The following is a 15,775-nucleotide window of genomic DNA, read 5'->3' as shown; positions in this document are numbered from 1 at the left end:
CCTGACTGACCGGCACCCGTCAGCGGGCAAGGCGCCACCCATAGCCAGCATGGCGGCAGGAATTTCCTATGTTCGGCACATGAAAGAAGACCCCACGGCCATCTGGCTGCAGACGGGCTACGCCCTGTTTGCTGCCACCGGCCCCGACGGCCTGAAAGTGGAGGTGCTGGCCCGCAAGGTGGGCATCAGCAAGTCCTCGTTTTACCACCATTTCGCTGATTTGGAAGTGTTCACCCGGCAGCTGCTGCGCTACCACGTCGGGCAGGCGCGGCTGCTGGCCCGGCGCGAGGCGGCGTGTGAGAGCCTTGACCCCGGCCTGATTACGGTGCTGCTGGAGCATCGCACGGACCTGCTGTTTCAGCGGCAGCTGCGGGTGCACCGCCGGCACGGCCCCTACGCCGAGTGCCTGGCCGAGGCCTCGGGGCCGGCGGCCGAGGCGTTTCTGGCCCTCTGGGCGCGGGAACTGCCTTCGCACCTGACGCCCCACCTGTTGGGCGGCGTGTTTCAGCTGGCCCTGGAAAACTTCTACCTGCAGCTGACCGACGCCACGCTGACCCGCGAGTGGCTCTCGGCTTACTTCCGTCAGCTTACGCAGCTGGTGCGCACGCTCAGCACGGGCGGGGCGCCGGCATTGGACGGTAGCGGCTAAAATCCGCGCCGGCGGGGTCTTACCTATGCGGCTGATTCACCAATTCAGCCCCCTTATGCCGCATTCTTTCAGCTCACACAGATTTCACCGGTTCTGGCTTAAAGTTACCGCGCTGGTAGTCGGCTCGTTCGGGCCGGTATTCACGCTGGGCACGCGGGCGGCCACGGCCGGGCCCGCCCGCTTCACGCTGGACCTGCTGAGCTGGCCGCTGGATGGCAGCAGCACCTTTGCGGCCCCCGACACCCGCTTTCTGTCGGCCCTGACGGGCGGCTTTCTGGCCGGCTGGGGCGTGATGATCTGGCTGCTGGCCGGGCGCGTCTACGACCAAGCCCCCGAAGACGTGCGCAAAGCCGTGCTCGGGGGCGTGCTCACCTGGTTTGTGCTGGACAGCGCCGGCTCGGTGGCCTCGGGCAACCCATCCAACGCGGGCTTCAACGTGCTGGTGCTGCTGCTGGCCGTGGGCCCGCTGTGGCGGCCCGCCCGCGCCTGAGTACCGCCGCCGGCCGGCAGAGCAGCGGGGCCGGCACTCACTTCACCACGAGGCGGCCGCGCAGCATGCCCATGCCGCAGGTGAACACAAACGTGCCCGCCTGCTGGGGCAGCAGTTCTACCAAAGTGGTTTTGAAGGCCGGCAGGTCGCGGCGGATGCTAAAGTCGGGGAGCAGCAGCTCCTCGGAACAGCTGTTTTCCTCGTCGCGGTAGAAGCTTAGCTGCACGGGCTTGCCGCGCTCCACCTCAATCACATCGGGGGAGTAGCCCCCTTTCACGGTAATATCCACCTGCTGCACGCCGCCGGAGGACGATACGGCGCTGGTCGTCGGGCGGGCGGAGAGAAAGAAGTACCAGACCACGAAGCCGGCCAGGGCCAGCCCCACCAGGGTCACGATGATTTCGGTAGTATCCATGGGTGGTTAGGACGGGAGAGGGGAGAAGCCGCGCAGGCGCAGCGAGTTGGTAAGTACCGATACCGAGCTCAGGGCCATGGCCCCGGCCGCCAGCATGGGTGAAAGGAGAATGCCAAAGAAAGGATACAGCAGCCCGGCGGCAATGGGAATGCCCATCGTGTTGTAGATGAAGGCGAAAAACAGGTTCTGCTTGATGGTGCGAATCGTCTGGCGCGACAGTTCGATGGCCGTCACCACACCTTGCAGGTCGGAGCGCATCAGGGTGATGCCGGCCGCCTCCATGGCCACGTCGGTGCCGCCACCCATGGCCAGACCGATATCGGCTTGCGCGAGGGCCGGCGCGTCGTTGATGCCGTCGCCGACCATGGCCACCGTCCGGCCCTCGGCCTGGAGCTCCTTCACCTTGCCGGCCTTATCGGCAGGAAGCACCTCGGCGAAGTAGCGCGTGATGCCCACCTGCTGGGCGACCTGGGCCGCGGTCTGGGGGTTGTCGCCGGTCATCATCACCACTTCCAGGCCCATGGCCTGCAGGTGTTTGATGGCGGTGGCCGAGGTTTCGCGCACGGTATCGGCTACGCCAATCACGCCGGCCGCCTGGCCCGCTACTGCCACGTAGAGCACCGTTTTGGCCTGAGCTAGCAACTCGTCGGCCTGCTGGCGCACGGCGGGAGGCAGGGAGATGCCGGCTTCTTCGAGCAGGCGGAAGTTGCCGATGAGCACGGGCTGGCTGTTTACCACCGCCTGCGCGCCTTTGCCTTCAATGGCCTGAAAACCCGCGGCTGCAATAACGCTGGCTCCCTGGGCCTCGGCGTAGCGCACCACGGCTGCGGCCAGCGGATGCTCGCTCTGCCGCTCTACTGCCGCTACCACTTGCAGCAGTTGATCCGCGTCTTGCCCAGGCGCGGGCACGAAGTCCGTGACGGCAGGCTCGCCGCGGGTGATGGTGCCGGTTTTGTCGAGTAGGACGGTATCTACTTGATGGGCTTTTTCCAGCGCCTCGGCGTTACGAATCAGCACGCCGTGCTCGGCGCCTTTGCCGGTGCTGACCATGATGGCCGTGGGCGTGGCCAAGCCCAGCGCGCAGGGGCAGGCAATGATGAGCACGGCCACAAAGTTGACCAGCGCCAGCGGCAGGCGGCTTTCCACCGGGGCCAGATCAAACCAGAGCACGAACGTGAGAATGGCTATGACGACGACCGTGGGCACGAAGACGGCACTGACCTTATCGGCCAGCCGCTGGATGAGTGCGCGGCTGCCCTGGGCATCTTCCACCAGCTTCACAATCTGGGAAAGCATGGTGTCGGCGCCTATTTTGGTTACGCGGAAGCGGAAAGAGCCTGTTTTGTTCAGCGTGGCCCCGAACACCGGGTCGCCGGCTTTCTTCTCTACCGGCAGGCTTTCGCCGGTGAGCATGGCCTCGTCCACAGCCGAGTGGCCTTCCTCGATCAGGCCGTCGGTGGCGACCTTCTCGCCCGGCCGCACCAGGATGATGTCGTTCAGTTGCACCTGCTCGATGGGCACGTCCACTTCCTGGCCGCCGGAGCGCACTACGCGGGCGGTTTTGGCCTGCAAACCCATCAGGGCCTTAATGGCGGCCGAGGTCTGGGTTTTGGCCCGCAGCTCCAGTAGCTTGCCCAGCAGAATCAGGGCAATGATGGTGGCGGTAGTATCGTAATACACCTCGGGCATGATGCCCTGGCGCGTAAACCAGTCCGGCACCACCGTCGCGGCCAGACTGTAGAGGAACGCGGCGCCGGTGCCCACGGCAATGAGCGTGTCCATGTTGGCGGCCCGGTGCCGGAAGCCGTTCCAGGCCGAAACGTAGAACTCCCGCCCGCTGTACAACAGCACCGGCAGCGTGAGTACGAGCAGGCCGTAGTTCAGGATCTGCATGTTCATCTGCTGCATCAGCGCGGGCCAGAGCATGAGCATACTCAGCGGCATGATGAGGACGGCCAGGCCCGCCGCCACCCAGAAGCGGCGCTTGAGCTTGCCGTAAGCCACGGCTTTCTGCTGATCAATTTCCGCCTGCCGGTCGGCGGCCGAGGTGTCGGGGGCGCGCTCGGTTACGCCGTAGCCGGCATTCACTACCGCTTCTTTCAGCGTGGCCGGGCTGGCTTGCGTGGGCAGGTAGTCGATGGTGGCCTTTTCGGTGGCGAAGTTGACCACGGCCCGCTGCACGCCCGGCGTGCGGGTCAGGGACTTCTCGACAAACGACGCGCAGGAGGCGCAGGTCATGCCTTCGATGTCGAGGGTTTCCGTTTTGGTGGTTGGTTCCATAAAAGTCAGTAGGTGGGGCAACGGTGCCGGCCGGCGGAATCCGCCAGCCCCCGTAAACACTCTGCAAAGGAACGGCGCTCCGGACCCGTAGCTGGTACGGAATCCATCCGGAAACATGCATAATTTGCACTTGAGCCCGGCAGGCCGGGTTTACAGAATCCGGCTGAACTTATGCGTAATTTCGCCGGCTGATGGTCCGGCGGCGGCTGGTGGCACTTGCCGGAAATCCCCGCCGGGCAACGCACGCCAGCTTTTTGCAAACGGATCGGCGGCACCGGCTGACCATAGTAAAACCCTTGGGGTGGAATGATAGTAAGCAGCCACGCCGCACTTTTCGTGCAGATGTCTAGTTTTGCAGTTGCTTAGCGCCTGTTATGTTCCGTAGTCTGTTCCCTTTGCGCCGTTTGCTGGCGACGAGCTTCCTGCTCGTCTTCGTCAACGTGTTCGTGGGGCAGTGCTACTGCGCGAGCCTGAAGGCGGCACCCGTGGCTGCCAACGTAACAACGCCGGCAGCGGCCAGGCCCACCCACCGCGGCTGCCACGGCCACGCCACGGCTACCGCCCGGCAGAAGCAGGCGAAAGCCTGCCACGGCCAGGCCGGCTCCCATCCGGCCGGCAAGCACGACTGCTGCAAGGATAAGTCCGCTACGCTGCTCAAGTCGTTGGCCGCGCCCGGCGAAAAGCCTCTGCTCACGCCCGCGCCGGCCCTGCTGCCCGTCAGCCACGACTTCTTTTTCCGGCCGGCCGCCGGCGCCTGGGACCGCACGCGCGCGGTGGTCCTGGTGCCGGCCGGGCACCTGCCGCCCAAAATCCCCGACATCCGGATCTTCATTAAGTCCCTGACGATCTGATTGGTTGACGCACTCCAGGCTCGCCCCGGTATAGCACTGCTATGTCCGGTGGCGAGCCTTTGCGTGTGCGTATCCGCTGGCCGCTAATGCGCGCCTACTTGCCCTTTTCCTGCTGATTCAGGTGCTCGGTCCGTAGCGCCACGAACCGCCAGCCGGTTCTTCGCCCGCTGCCATAAAGCGGCTTGCCGCCTGCTTTGCGGACCGGCCGGCAACGGCAGTGGCCCCGAGTTCAGATTCCCGGTTAGCTGCTTTGCTAATGGCCGGATGTTCAACCCCAACCTTTCTGTATGTCCCGCTTCCCACTTTCCCTGCTGGCCGTGGCCGGCCTGCTCACCGCTGCCAGCTGCTCCTCCGATTCGGCCTCCAGCAGCGCCACCGATACCGTCACGACGCCCACCAACGGCCCGGCCGCAGGCACTGCCGACCACGCCGGCAGCCACACTTACGCCTGCCCCATGCACCCCGAGGTGACCAGCACCAAGGACGGCGAGAAGTGCCCTAAATGCGGCATGAAGCTGGAGCACAACGACGCCGTTTCCAACGGCAAAACCTACGAAATGAAGCTGGTGCCCACGCCCATGCAGGTGACGGCCGGCCAGCCCGCCACCCTGGCTTTCACGCCCCGCGAAACCGGCAACGAATCGGCGCCCGTGCCCCTGGCCGTGGTGCACGAGAAGAAGATTCACCTCATCATCGTCAGCAAGGACCTGGGCCAGTTCTACCACGAGCACCCTGAGTACACGGCGGCCGGCGACTACAAAGTGCAGTACACCTTCCCGAAGGGCGGCGACTACGTGCTGTTTCAGGATTATACACCCACCGGCTCGGGCCACCAGCTGGGCCGCCAGCCGCTCACAGTGAAGGGGCTGGCCTACGCTCCCGTCAAGTTTAAAAACGACGATATGCAGTGGGAAAAGGATGGCTACCAGGCCACGCTTTCCTTCGATAAGGACCTGAAAGTGGGTCAGCTGCTGGGCATGAAAATCAACATCAGCAAAGATGGGCAGCCGGTAACGGACTTGGCCAACTACCTCGGGGCGCTGGGCCACGTGGTGGTTATCAGCGAAGACACCGAGAACTACCTGCACGTACACCCCAACGACCAAGCCGACAAAGGCCCCAACATCGGCTTCAACACCAACTTCGAGAAGCCCGGCCTCTACCGCGTGTTTCTGCAGTTCAACCACGCGGGCAAAATCCACACCGGCGACTTCACCATCAACGTGAAGGCCTAGCACCCATTTTTCACTTGAATTGTCAGCTGCTCGTTGTCAGTTGTTAGTCAGTTTTTTATTAAAAAACTGACTAACAACTGACAACCCGCTACTTCAACCAAACCCATGAAAAAGTCTGCTTTTTTCCTCGCCGCCCTCTGCGCCGGCTCCCTGCTGACGACCAGCTGCAACAACGATAAAGCCGCCGACACCACGGCGACGACCACCGAAACCACTACCGCCGCCGACGGGGCGCACGACATGGCCGGCATGGACCACGCGGGTATGGACCACGGCAGCGCGGCCCCGGCCGGCAGCTCGCCGCAGCTGGTGGCCATGAACGAGATGATGCAGAAGATGCACGCCACCAAGCCCAAAGGCAACACCGACCACGACTTTGCCCACCACATGCTTGAGCATCACAAAGGCGCGGTAGTAATGGCCGACCTTCAGCTACGCGACGGCAAAGACGCCACCATGCGCCGCATGGCCGAGCAGATCAAGGCCGACCAGCAACGGGAAATTGCTGAGCTGGAAGCCGCCGCCACCCGCCTCGACAGCGCCCCCACCAACTACCAGCCCAACGACCCCGCCGACCCCTTCACCAGCAAAATGAAGGCCTCTATGGACGGCATGATGCAGAATATGCCCAAGACAGTGGCCGACCCCGACATGAACTTCAACATGCTGATGACGGTGCACCATCAGAGCGCCGTGGACATGGCCAAGGCCGAGCTGGCCCACGGCAAAGACACCAAGCTCAAGCAGATGGCTCAGCAGATGATTACTGCCCAGGAAAAGGAAATAGCCGACTTCAAAGCTTGGCACAACCAGAACGCCGACAAGATGTAAGCCCCCGGCCGGCCCCGCCGCTGGCGCGGGGCCGGCCGCCTCATTCACCCAACCCTCGTACCCGGTTTTTTTATGAAGATGTTGCCCATTCTCGCCTCGGCCCTGCTGCTGGCCGCTCCCCTCACCGTCGTTGCCCAGCATAGCCACACGCCCGGCACGGCCGCCCACGGCCACCCACGGCCACAAAGCCGCCGGCGAAACCCACGCCCACACTTCGCCCCACGGCGGCACGGTGCGCACGGCCGGCAAGTACCACCTGGAGCTGGTGCAGCAGGCCGGCCAGCTGCAGGTGTATCTGCTCGATGACAACGAGAAGACGCTGCCCGTAACCCGCGCCACCGGCACGGCCATGCTGCTGAGCGCGGCGGGCAAAACCAGCTCAGTTAAGCTGCTGCCCACCGGCAACCATTTGGTAGCTGCCGTCCCCGCCGGCCTCACCTTGCGCACGGCCATCGTCAGCCTCAAAGCCAACGGCAGCTCGCTCAGCGCCCGGTTCGAAAAGCTCGATTCAGAAGCGAAAGCCGGTAAAGTTGCCGCTGCTGCTTACGCCTGCCCCATGAACTGCGAAGGCAGTGCCAGCATTAAGCCCGGCAACTGCCCCAAGTGCGGCATGGCCCTCGTGAAAAAGTCGTAGGCGGGCGCCGTTTGGGCCGCTGCCTGCAGCAACCGCGGGCAACTCACCGGCTGGTTTTAAACTGATTGTATGAAGTTCTTAAACATAAAAAGCGGGAGCTGCTGGCTGCTGACGTTGGTGCTGCTGGCGCTTTGCTCCAGCGCGGTGCGGGCCCAAACCACCATCAGCCTGGACAGCGCCGAGGCCCAGACCCTGCGCCGCCACCCCCGTCTGCGGCAGTCAGACCGGGAAATTGAGGAGCAGCGCGCCCTGAAGCGGGGCTCCTTCGCGCCGGCCAACCCGGACTTCCTGTTCTCGGCGCCCACCGGCGAAATGTGGGCGCCGGGCGTGGTGCAAACCATCGATTTGCCCAACGTGTACCGGCGGCAGCGGCAGGTGGCCGATGCCGGCATCAGCCTGGCCGAGCGCAACCGCGACGTGAGCCGGGCCAGCGTGCTGCGCGACACCCGCCTGGCCTACCTGAGCCTGCAGTTTGCCGAGGCTCAGGTAGGCCAGCTCACTTACCAGGACAGCCTGTTTCGGGTGCTGCGTCTGGCCACCGAGCGCCTGTTCACGGCCGGCGAAGTAACCTCATTGCAGCGCATCAGCACCGACGCCGAAGCCCGGCAGGTAACCGTGCTGCTGCAGCAGGCCACCGCCGACCAACAGGCCGCCCAGCGCCGGCTGGGGCTGCTGCTGGGCCGCCCCGCCGAAGCCCTGGCCACCAGCACCGACCTGAGCCGCACCGGCCAGGAGCTGGCCCAAACCGGCACGGCGCTGCTCGGCGGCCTGCCCACCGACGACAGCACGGCCCTAGTGCGCAGCCCCACGCTGGCCGCCGCCACCCAGAACGTGGCGTTGAGCCAGTCGGGCATTAGCCTGGTGCGGGCCCGGCGCACGCCGGCCCTCACGGTGGGCTATCAGAACCAGGCGTTTGAAAACTCGGCGCTCCGGTACCGCTTTCAGTTTGGCGTATCGGTGCCCGTGTGGTTCTGGACCTACCGCTCGCAGCTGCAGGCGGCCACGGCCCGCTCCCAGGCGGCCGGCTACCAGCTGCAAACCCAGCGCCTGGAGCTCAGCACCCAGTACCAGCAAGCCGTAGCCGACACGCGCAAGTTCGCGGTGTCGCTGGCCTATTATGAGCAAACCGGCCTGCCCCAGTCGAGGGCCATCATCAGCCAGTCGCAGCGCCTGTTTCGGGCCGGGGAAGTGAGCTACCTGCAACTTATCCTGAGTCTGAACCAGGCCTTTGCCATCCAGAACACCTACCTGACGACCATCCGCGAGTACCGCCAGGCCCTCATTGAACTCAACTACTTGCAGGGCGAATAACATGAAACAGCTACTTTTTTTGCTCCTGGGTTTGCTGCTGACCGGCGCGGCCCACGCCCACGGCGGCGAAGACCACAGCGGCACGGCATCGGCCGCTACGCCGGCCGGGGCCACCTCGTTTTCCGTGGCGGCCCTCTCCGAACAGTTCGAGGTGCTGCTGCGCTACGAGCCCCTGGAAGGTGGCCAGCCCGCCGACCTGCGTTTGTTCCTCTCGGACTACGCCACCAACGCCCCCATCAAGGGTGCCAAGCTCACGCTCACCAACCCCGAAGATGCCGCGCTTAAATGGGCGGTGACCGAGCAGGAACCCGGCATCTATCTGGTCGAAGGGGAGTTTCCGGCCAATAAAGCCTACAGCTTCGCCCTCAACGTCGTGGCCGGGGAGCGGGCCGATCTGGTGCTGCTCGAAGGCATTAAGGTCGGTGAGAAGCTTCCCGTGGCCGAGGCACCGTCTGCTGCTGCTGCCGGGCTCTTTTCGTCCTGGCAAACCATTGCCGCCCTGCTCGGGGCCTTCGGGCTGGGCATTGGCCTGACGGTTTTGCTGTTGCGCCGCCGCCGCCCGGTTACGCCCGTTTCCACCCCTGTTTCCGCTGCTCATGAAAACCACGCATAAATTTCTGGCCGCCACCGCCGCTGCCGGACTGGTGCTGACCGTACTACTGCCCCCACCCCGCCTGGTGCAGGCGCACGGCGGCGAAGACCACGGCGGCACCGCCAAAGCCAGCACCGGCGTGGCCCTCACCGACGAGGTGCTGCTGCCCAAGGAAAGCCAGTTTTTGTTCGAGGTGCGCACCCAGCTGGCCGCCTACTCCACCACCTACAGCCGGGCCACGCTCTACGGCACGGTATCGGCCGCGGCCGGGGGCGAGGGCCGCGTGGTGGTGCCCCAGACCGGGCGCATCGTGAGTTTGGCCGCGCAGGTGGGCAAAACCGTGCGGGCCGGGCAGACACTGGCCGTCATCGAGCAAACCCTGGATGCTACCCAGCAAATCGGCCTCAGCACCGAGCGCGCCAACGCCCAGGCCGAGCTGCGCGCCGCCCAGCAGGACTACGCCCGCCTGCAAACCATTGCCGACATTGCCGCCCGCAAAGACGTGGTGGCCGCCGAGCTGCGCCTGCGCCAGGCCCGCCAGAACGCGGCCATTTACAACGGGCAGGCCAGCCAGCGGCGTGTCAGTATCACCTCGCCCGTGAGCGGCACCGTGGACGTGTTCAGTTTGGCCGTGGGCCAGCAGGTCAATCAGGGCGACGAGCTGTTCCGGGTCATCAACCCCGGCAAGCTGCGCGTGGAGGCCCAGGTGTTTGCCCAGGACTTAGCTAAAGTCACACCCGGCGCGCAGTTTCGGGTGGAAGGCCTGCAGGGCCAGGCGGGCGTACCGGCCCGGCTGGTGGTGTTCAGCAACGTAGTGAACCCCGTGAACCAGGCCCGGCAGCTGGTGCTGGAACTCGATGCCACCGAAGGCAGCGCCTACCGCGCCGGCCAAGCCGTGAACGTGCAGGTAGTGGGCCAGACCGGCGGCGGCAAGCCCCAACTGGTGGTGCCTACCGCGGCCATCACCGACCTCAACGGCAAGCCGGTGGTGTTTGTACACACTGAGCCCGAGCGGTTCAAGATTCGCTTCGTGCAGCCCGGCGCCGTCAGCGGCCAGCAAACGGTTCTCCTGCAGGGCCAGGTGAACGAAAACGACCGGGTAGTAACGGCCGGCACCTATCAGCTCAAGTCCATCTATCTCAACCAGTAAGTGAAGTAGTAGAACGTCATGCTGAGCTGGCCGATGCATCTCTACTGCTTCGTTGCAATAGTAGTGGTTGGCCAGAAGTAGAGATGCTTCGACTTCGCCTCCGGCTGCGCTCAGCATGACAGCCACTAATCCACCATCCCACCAATTCCTACCCAGGATGCTTGACCAAATAATTCGCTTTGCCCTGCAGAACCGGCTGCTCATGCTGGCCTTTGCCGTGGGGCTGCTGATTGCCGGCACCTACACCGCCAGCCAGCTGCCGGTAGACGTGCTGCCCGACCTGGACCGGCCCCGCGTGACCGTGTTTCTGGAAGCGCCCGGCATGGCCCCTGAGGAAGTGGAAGCCCTGGTGACGTTGCCCGTGGAAACAGCCCTGAACGGGGCCACCGGCGTATCGGCGGTGCGCTCCAATTCGGCCATCGGCCTGGGCATGGTGTTCGTGGAGTTCGACTACGGCACCGACATCTTCACGGCCCGCCAGATTGTGAGCGAGAAGCTGCAAACCACCGGCGAGCAGCTGCCCGAAGGTATTACGCCGGTGCTGGGCCCCATTTCGTCGGTCATGGGCCAGATTATGCTGGTAGGGCTGTCGGGCGGTAAGGAAACCAACCCCGCCGACCTGCGCACCCTGGCCAACTACACCGTGCGCCAGCGCCTGCTCAGTATCCCCGGCGTGGCCCAGGTGATTCCCATCGGCGGCGACAACCTGCAGTATCAGGTGCTGCTGGATATGCCCCGCCTGAACGCCACCGGCTTGACCGTGAATCAGGTAGAAGAAGCCCTGCGGCAGTCCAACCTGAACACCACCGGCAACTTCTTTGACCGCAACGGCTCGGAAGTACTCATCCGCAACCTGGGTCGGCTGCGCTCGGTGGCCGACATCGAGAACATCATTGTGGGCTACCGGGAGCAGTCGCCCATCCGCGTGGCCGACGTGGCCCGGGTGGAGTTCGGGGCCCGCTTCAAGCGCGGCGACGGCAGCGTGAACGGCCAGCCGGCCGTAATTCTGAGCATCGAGAAGCAGCCCGGCGCCGCCACCGTAGGCCTCACCGAAGCCGTGGAAAAAGCCCTGGTGGAGCTACAGCCTTCGCTGTCGAAAGATGTGCGGGTGAATACGCGGCTGTTCAAGCAGTCGGAGTTTATTGAGTCGTCGATCAGCAACGTGGAGGAAGCGCTGCGCGATGGGGCCATTCTGGTGGTCATCGTGCTGTTTGCCTTTTTGCTGAACGTGCGCACCACATTTATCTCGCTGGTAGCTATTCCGCTTTCGTTGCTGGTGACGGCGCTGGTGTTCCGCGTGGCGGGCATCAGCATCAACACCATGACACTCGGTGGGCTGGCCATTGCCATCGGCGAGCTGGTGGATGACGCCATCGTGGACGTGGAAAATGTGTACCGGCGCCTGCGCGAAAACAAGCAGCGGCCCGACCCGCAGCCGGTGCTGCGCGTCATCTACGCGGCTTCGTCGGAGGTGCGCAACTCCATCGTGTACGCCACCATTATCGTGGTGCTGGTGTTTTTGCCGCTGTTTGCGCTGGAAGGTATGGAAGGCCGCATTTTCGCGCCGCTGGGCATTGCCTACATCACCAGCATCGTGGCCTCGCTGTTCGTGTCGCTGACCGTGACGCCGGTGCTGTGCTACTACCTGCTGCCGCGCATGAAGCAGATGGACCACCCCGAGACCGACGGCGGGTTGGTGCGCTGGCTGAAAAAGAAGGATAAGCGCCTGCTTACCTGGGGCCTGCAGCGGCCCAAACTGGTGCTGACCTCCACAGCTTTATTGTTTGTAATGGCCGCGGCCATGGTGCCCTTTTTCGGTACCGAGTTCCTGCCGCCGTTCAACGAAGGCTCCCTCACGGTCAACTTCTCGGCCCCGGCGGGCACCTCGCTCACCGAAAGCAACCGCCTGGGTACGCTGGGCGAGCAGCAGATGCTTAAGATTCCGGAAGTGGCCTACACCGCCCGCCGCACCGGCCGCGCTGAGCTCGACGAGCACGCTGAGTCGGTGAACAACTCAGAAATTGAGGTGGCTTTCAAGACCGAAGCTGAACTTGCAACAGAGGGCAAGGCCATGCGCAGCCGCGACGAAATCCTGGCCGACATGCGCCAGAAGCTCAGCTTGATTACGGGCGTGAATGTCAACATCGGTCAGCCCATTTCCCACCGCCTCGACCACCTGCTGTCGGGCGTGCGGGCCCAGGTGGCCATCAAGGTATTCGGCAACGACTTGCTGGAGCTGCGCCGCTACGCCAACGAGGTGCGCGCCGCCGCCGGCACGGTGCCCGGCGTGGTCGATTTGCAGGTCGAAAAGCAGGTTCAGATTCCGCAGCTCCTGATCCGCCCGCGCGACGAAACGCTCCGCGCCTACGGCATGGCCCGGGGCGAGGTGGTGCGCGACCTGGAAACGCTGTTCCAGGGTGCCGTGGTGTCGCAGATGCTCGACGGGCAGAAGCGCTTCGACCTGGTGGTGAAGCTGCCCGAAGCCCAGCGCAACGACATTGCGGCCATCAGTCAGACCCGCATCGAAACGCCCAGCGGCGCTATGATTCCGGTGAGCGAAGTGGCTGACGTGGTATACGAGCCAGGGCCCAATACCGTCAACCACGAAAACACCCAGCGCCGCATCACCATCTCGCTGAATGTGGCCGAGCGGGATCTGGGCTCCACGGTGAAGGAAATCCAAGCCAAAGTCAGCCAGCAGGTCAAGCTGCCGCCGGGCTACTACCTCACCTACGGCGGGCAGTTCGAGAGCCAGCAGTCGGCCTCGCAGAAGATACTGTGGCTGAGCTTGTTTTCGCTGGCCGGCATCTTTTTGGTGCTGTTTTCGCACTTTAAATCCTCCTTGATGGTGGGTCAGATTATGCTCAACATCCCGCTGGCGCTCATCGGCTCGGTGGTGGCGGTGCTGCTCACGGGCGGCACGTTCAGCATTGCCTCACTGGTGGGCTTCATCACGCTCACCGGCATTGCCTCGCGCAACGGCATCATGATGATTTCGCACTACATCCACCTCGTCGAGCACGAAGGCGAGAAGTTCGGCCTCCCCATGATTATCCGCGGCTCGCTGGAGCGGCTGGTGCCGGTGCTGATGACAGCCTTAGTGGCCGCCCTGGCCCTGGTGCCGCTCACGCTTGCCAAGGACGCGCCGGGCAAGGAAATCCTGTATCCGGTGGCCACCGTCATCCTTGGCGGCCTGCTTTCGTCCACGTTCCTCGATATTATCGTAACGCCGGTGGTGTTCTGGCTGGTGGGCGAAAAGGCCCTGGCGCAGTACTTCGCGGCGCATCGGGAAACGGGCCTCGATGACCACCCGCAGGAGCTCGACGCGGCGCCGCTCACCCCGCCGGTCGATGCCGGATAATAGGCTGCCTTTCCGGCATGCACGGCGCATTTCAGCGGTTGCGCAGCCTGCCCGCGTCTGCTCATCCGGCCGCCGCGAGCACGCAGTTCGGCAGCAGGAGGCTATAATGCATGAAGCCGCTACGCGCAGTCAGGCTGGAGCAGTGAGGACTCGCAGTGATGGTAAATGGGGACAGGACATTTTTTCACTAGGTGACAACGGCGCGACACCGGGAGTGCGGCACCACCCGGCGGGAGGCAGGCAGAGCGGAGCCCATCGAAAGGCGGAGGCCCGGGCCACGTCAGCTGGCGGGCGCGTAGTCCTGGAAGATCAACGTGTTATTGAGCAGGGCCGCCGCGCCCATGCCGGCCGCGGCCGCGGCTACCACCTGCTGGAACGGGCTGGTCAGGTCGCCGTCGGCGTACACGCCGGGCACGCTGGTTAGGCCCATACCATGTGGTTTGTATATAGATGCCGTCGTCGGTAAAGGCGCAGCCGAGCTGGGCGGCCAGGTCGGTGCGCTGCTGCTGCGGCACGCGGGCAAACACGGCCGCCACCGCGAGCCGGGACTCGTCGGCAAAGGCCACCGTTAGCCCACCGGCCGGCGCGGGCTCAAGGGCCGCCACCGGCGTTTCCAGCACCCGGATGCCCAGCTGCCCGAGCGTGGCGAGCTGGGCGGCGTCGAGTTCGGCGGGACCGTCGGTGCAGAGTACCGGACCGGGGGCCCAGTGATGCAGCAGCACAGCCAGGTGGAAGCCCAGCGCGCCCCGCCCGTAGAGGGCCAGCGGCTGGTCGCGAACTTCCCGGCCGTGGCAGTAGGGACTGTGGTACACGCCCCGGCCCCAGAGCTCCCGGAAGCCGGGAATGGCGAGCAGCACGTCCACCACGCCGGGGGCCAGCAGCAGCGTGCGGGCCGTTACTGCCGTGCCGTCGACCAGCTCCAGGGCGAAGCCGCCCGGCACAGCGCGGGCGGTTTGGGCCAGGGCCGCCCGGATTTCCACCCCGTCGTAGGGCTGTAGCTGCTCGCGGCCCAGGCGCAGCAGCTCGGCGGGCGGGATGCCGTCGCGGGTGAAGAAGTTGTGGGCGTGGGCGGCCGGGACATTGCGGGGCGGGCCGCCGTCGAGCACCAGCCCGCGGCGGCGCGAGCGGCCCAGGGTGAGGGCCGCGCTCAGGCCGGCGTTGCCGGCCCCTACGATAATGGTGTCAAAATTCATGGAGGAGATGATTTGTGGAAGATGGGATGAGGCGGATTGCCGGGGGTGGGCCAGTGGTTTAGCACGCAGATGCGCCGGGTAGTGAAGAGCGGGTTGGCGGCGGCCGGCGCCGCCGACCGCCCGGCCCTGAACAACCTTAATCTAACCATCGCGCCGGGCGAAAATTCTGTTTGCTGGGCCAGAACGGGGCCGGCAAAACCACCACCATCAATCTGTTTCTTGGGTTTCTGCAGCCCACGGCCGGCCAGGCCCTGGTGGGCGGGCTGAGTGTAGACGAGCACCCGCTCGAAACCCGGCGGCGGCTGGCCTACCTGCCCGAAACGGTGATGCTCTAACCCAACCTCACGGGCCTGGAAAACCTCAATTTCTTCGCCTCCCTGGCCGGCTTCCGCTACTCCGCCTTGGAGCGGCATGACCTGCTACTGCGTTCCGGGCTGCCCGCCGAGGCCCACGCCCGGCGGGTGGGGGCCTATTCTAAGTGCATGCGCCAGAAAGTGGGCATTGCCATTGCCCTAGCCAAGCAAGCCCAGGCCCTGCTGCTCGACGAGCCCACCTCCGGCCTTGACCCCAAAGCCAGCAACGAGTTTTCCGAGCTGCTGCTGGCTCTGAGCCAGGCGGGCACGGCCATCCTGATGGCCACCCACGACATTTTCCGGGCCAAGGAAGTGGGCACTCGTATCGGCATCATGCGCGAAGGCCAGCTGGTGGAAACCCTGCCCACCCACAGCCTCACGGTCAGCGAGCTGGAAACCCTCTACCTGCAAACCGTGTAGCCCGGGCCGG

General features: G+C 64.8%; 14 protein-coding genes and 1 pseudogene. 12 read left to right on the top strand and 3 right to left on the bottom strand.

Annotated elements, in window-relative coordinates:
- The first annotated feature begins 79 nt into the window (after positions 1 to 79).
- Both N008_RS19875 and N008_RS19870 read left to right on the top strand, forming a co-directional pair.
- On the top strand, positions 80 to 649 hold the full coding sequence (locus N008_RS19875; RefSeq protein ID WP_052381788.1) for a TetR/AcrR family transcriptional regulator: 570 nt from the start codon (positions 80 to 82) through the stop codon (positions 647 to 649).
- 55 nt (positions 650 to 704) lie between these two features.
- Positions 705 to 1,139: a hypothetical protein gene (locus N008_RS19870; protein WP_044019156.1), complete on the top strand. Its 435-nt coding sequence runs from the start codon at positions 705 to 707 to the stop codon at positions 1,137 to 1,139.
- A 37-nt stretch (positions 1,140 to 1,176) separates the two neighbouring features.
- Here N008_RS19870 and N008_RS19865 read toward each other — a convergent pair whose 3' ends face one another.
- Positions 1,177 to 1,554: a cupredoxin domain-containing protein gene (locus tag N008_RS19865; protein WP_044018007.1), complete on the bottom strand. Its 378-nt coding sequence runs from the start codon at positions 1,552 to 1,554 to the stop codon at positions 1,177 to 1,179.
- A gap of 6 nt (positions 1,555 to 1,560) precedes the next feature.
- Positions 1,561 to 3,834: a heavy metal translocating P-type ATPase gene (locus N008_RS19860; RefSeq protein ID WP_044018006.1), complete on the bottom strand. Its 2,274-nt coding sequence runs from the start codon at positions 3,832 to 3,834 to the stop codon at positions 1,561 to 1,563.
- A 374-nt stretch (positions 3,835 to 4,208) separates the two neighbouring features.
- On the opposite strand from N008_RS19860, the gene N008_RS19855 reads away from it, so the two are divergent.
- The 8 genes from N008_RS19855 (at position 4,209) to N008_RS19820 (ending at position 13,799) form a co-directional block, all read left to right on the top strand.
- The gene (locus N008_RS19855; protein ID WP_156109433.1) at positions 4,209 to 4,685 is read left to right on the top strand and encodes a hypothetical protein; all 477 of its coding nucleotides are present in this window, start codon (positions 4,209 to 4,211) and stop codon (positions 4,683 to 4,685) included.
- A gap of 287 nt (positions 4,686 to 4,972) precedes the next feature.
- Positions 4,973 to 5,920, top strand: a complete 948-nt coding sequence (locus N008_RS22025; RefSeq protein WP_052381787.1) for a heavy metal-binding domain-containing protein — start codon at positions 4,973 to 4,975, stop codon at positions 5,918 to 5,920.
- 105 nt (positions 5,921 to 6,025) lie between these two features.
- Complete coding sequence (locus N008_RS22020; protein WP_052381786.1) at positions 6,026 to 6,751, top strand: DUF305 domain-containing protein; 726 nt, start codon at positions 6,026 to 6,028, stop codon at positions 6,749 to 6,751.
- Positions 6,752 to 6,881: 130 nt separating this feature from the next.
- A complete protein-coding gene (locus N008_RS22015) occupies positions 6,882 to 7,385 on the top strand; it encodes a heavy metal-binding domain-containing protein (protein WP_052381785.1) in 504 nt (167 codons plus the stop codon).
- Positions 7,386 to 7,454: 69 nt separating this feature from the next.
- Positions 7,455 to 8,696: a TolC family protein gene (locus N008_RS19835; RefSeq protein WP_044018004.1), complete on the top strand. Its 1,242-nt coding sequence runs from the start codon at positions 7,455 to 7,457 to the stop codon at positions 8,694 to 8,696.
- A gap of 1 nt (position 8,697) precedes the next feature.
- On the top strand, positions 8,698 to 9,309 hold the full coding sequence (locus N008_RS19830) for a hypothetical protein (protein ID WP_044018003.1): 612 nt from the start codon (positions 8,698 to 8,700) through the stop codon (positions 9,307 to 9,309).
- Complete coding sequence (locus tag N008_RS19825; protein ID WP_044018002.1) at positions 9,293 to 10,438, top strand: efflux RND transporter periplasmic adaptor subunit; 1,146 nt, start codon at positions 9,293 to 9,295, stop codon at positions 10,436 to 10,438. The genes N008_RS19830 and N008_RS19825 overlap by 17 nt, the downstream gene beginning before the upstream one ends.
- 157 nt (positions 10,439 to 10,595) lie before the next feature.
- The gene (locus N008_RS19820) at positions 10,596 to 13,799 is read left to right on the top strand and encodes an efflux RND transporter permease subunit (protein ID WP_044018001.1); all 3,204 of its coding nucleotides are present in this window, start codon (positions 10,596 to 10,598) and stop codon (positions 13,797 to 13,799) included.
- A gap of 317 nt (positions 13,800 to 14,116) precedes the next feature.
- Here N008_RS19820 and N008_RS19815 read toward each other — a convergent pair whose 3' ends face one another.
- Complete coding sequence (locus N008_RS19815; RefSeq protein WP_052381784.1) at positions 14,117 to 14,992, bottom strand: NAD(P)/FAD-dependent oxidoreductase; 876 nt, start codon at positions 14,990 to 14,992, stop codon at positions 14,117 to 14,119.
- 170 nt (positions 14,993 to 15,162) lie between these two features.
- Between N008_RS19815 and N008_RS24200 the strand changes: the two are divergent.
- Positions 15,163 to 15,489, top strand: a pseudogene (locus N008_RS24200) (ATP-binding cassette domain-containing protein); the annotation flags it as partial.
- Positions 15,475 to 15,765 carry an AAA family ATPase gene (locus N008_RS24195; protein ID WP_316963315.1) on the top strand — a complete coding sequence of 97 codons (291 nt, stop codon included), beginning with the start codon at positions 15,475 to 15,477 and terminating at the stop codon, positions 15,763 to 15,765. The pseudogene N008_RS24200 and the gene N008_RS24195, both read left to right, overlap by 15 nt.
- Positions 15,766 to 15,775: the final 10 nt, after the last annotated feature.

The organism is Hymenobacter sp. APR13 (assembly GCF_000737515.1).
Classification (GTDB): domain Bacteria; phylum Bacteroidota; class Bacteroidia; order Cytophagales; family Hymenobacteraceae; genus Hymenobacter.
The sequence above is the reverse complement of the archived record's forward strand: the minus strand, read 5'-3'. Positions and strand labels throughout refer to the sequence as shown.

Coding starts and splice junctions, on each gene's coding strand:
- N008_RS22020 (WP_052381786.1), top strand. CDS start 6,026: ATGAAAAAGTCTGCTTTTTTCCTCGCCGCCCTCTGCGCCGGCTCCCTG.
- N008_RS19835 (WP_044018004.1), top strand. CDS start 7,455: ATGAAGTTCTTAAACATAAAAAGCGGGAGCTGCTGGCTGCTGACGTTG.
- N008_RS19830 (WP_044018003.1), top strand. CDS start 8,698: ATGAAACAGCTACTTTTTTTGCTCCTGGGTTTGCTGCTGACCGGCGCG.
- N008_RS19825 (WP_044018002.1), top strand. CDS start 9,293: ATGAAAACCACGCATAAATTTCTGGCCGCCACCGCCGCTGCCGGACTG.
- N008_RS19870 (WP_044019156.1), top strand. CDS start 705: ATGCCGCATTCTTTCAGCTCACACAGATTTCACCGGTTCTGGCTTAAA.
- N008_RS24195 (WP_316963315.1), top strand. CDS start 15,475: ATGCGCCAGAAAGTGGGCATTGCCATTGCCCTAGCCAAGCAAGCCCAG.
- N008_RS19865 (WP_044018007.1), bottom strand. CDS start 1,554: ATGGATACTACCGAAATCATCGTGACCCTGGTGGGGCTGGCCCTGGCC.
- N008_RS19855 (WP_156109433.1), top strand. CDS start 4,209: ATGTTCCGTAGTCTGTTCCCTTTGCGCCGTTTGCTGGCGACGAGCTTC.
- N008_RS22025 (WP_052381787.1), top strand. CDS start 4,973: ATGTCCCGCTTCCCACTTTCCCTGCTGGCCGTGGCCGGCCTGCTCACC.
- N008_RS19875 (WP_052381788.1), top strand. CDS start 80: ATGAAAGAAGACCCCACGGCCATCTGGCTGCAGACGGGCTACGCCCTG.
- N008_RS19860 (WP_044018006.1), bottom strand. CDS start 3,834: ATGGAACCAACCACCAAAACGGAAACCCTCGACATCGAAGGCATGACC.
- N008_RS19815 (WP_052381784.1), bottom strand. CDS start 14,992: ATGAATTTTGACACCATTATCGTAGGGGCCGGCAACGCCGGCCTGAGC.
- N008_RS19820 (WP_044018001.1), top strand. CDS start 10,596: ATGCTTGACCAAATAATTCGCTTTGCCCTGCAGAACCGGCTGCTCATG.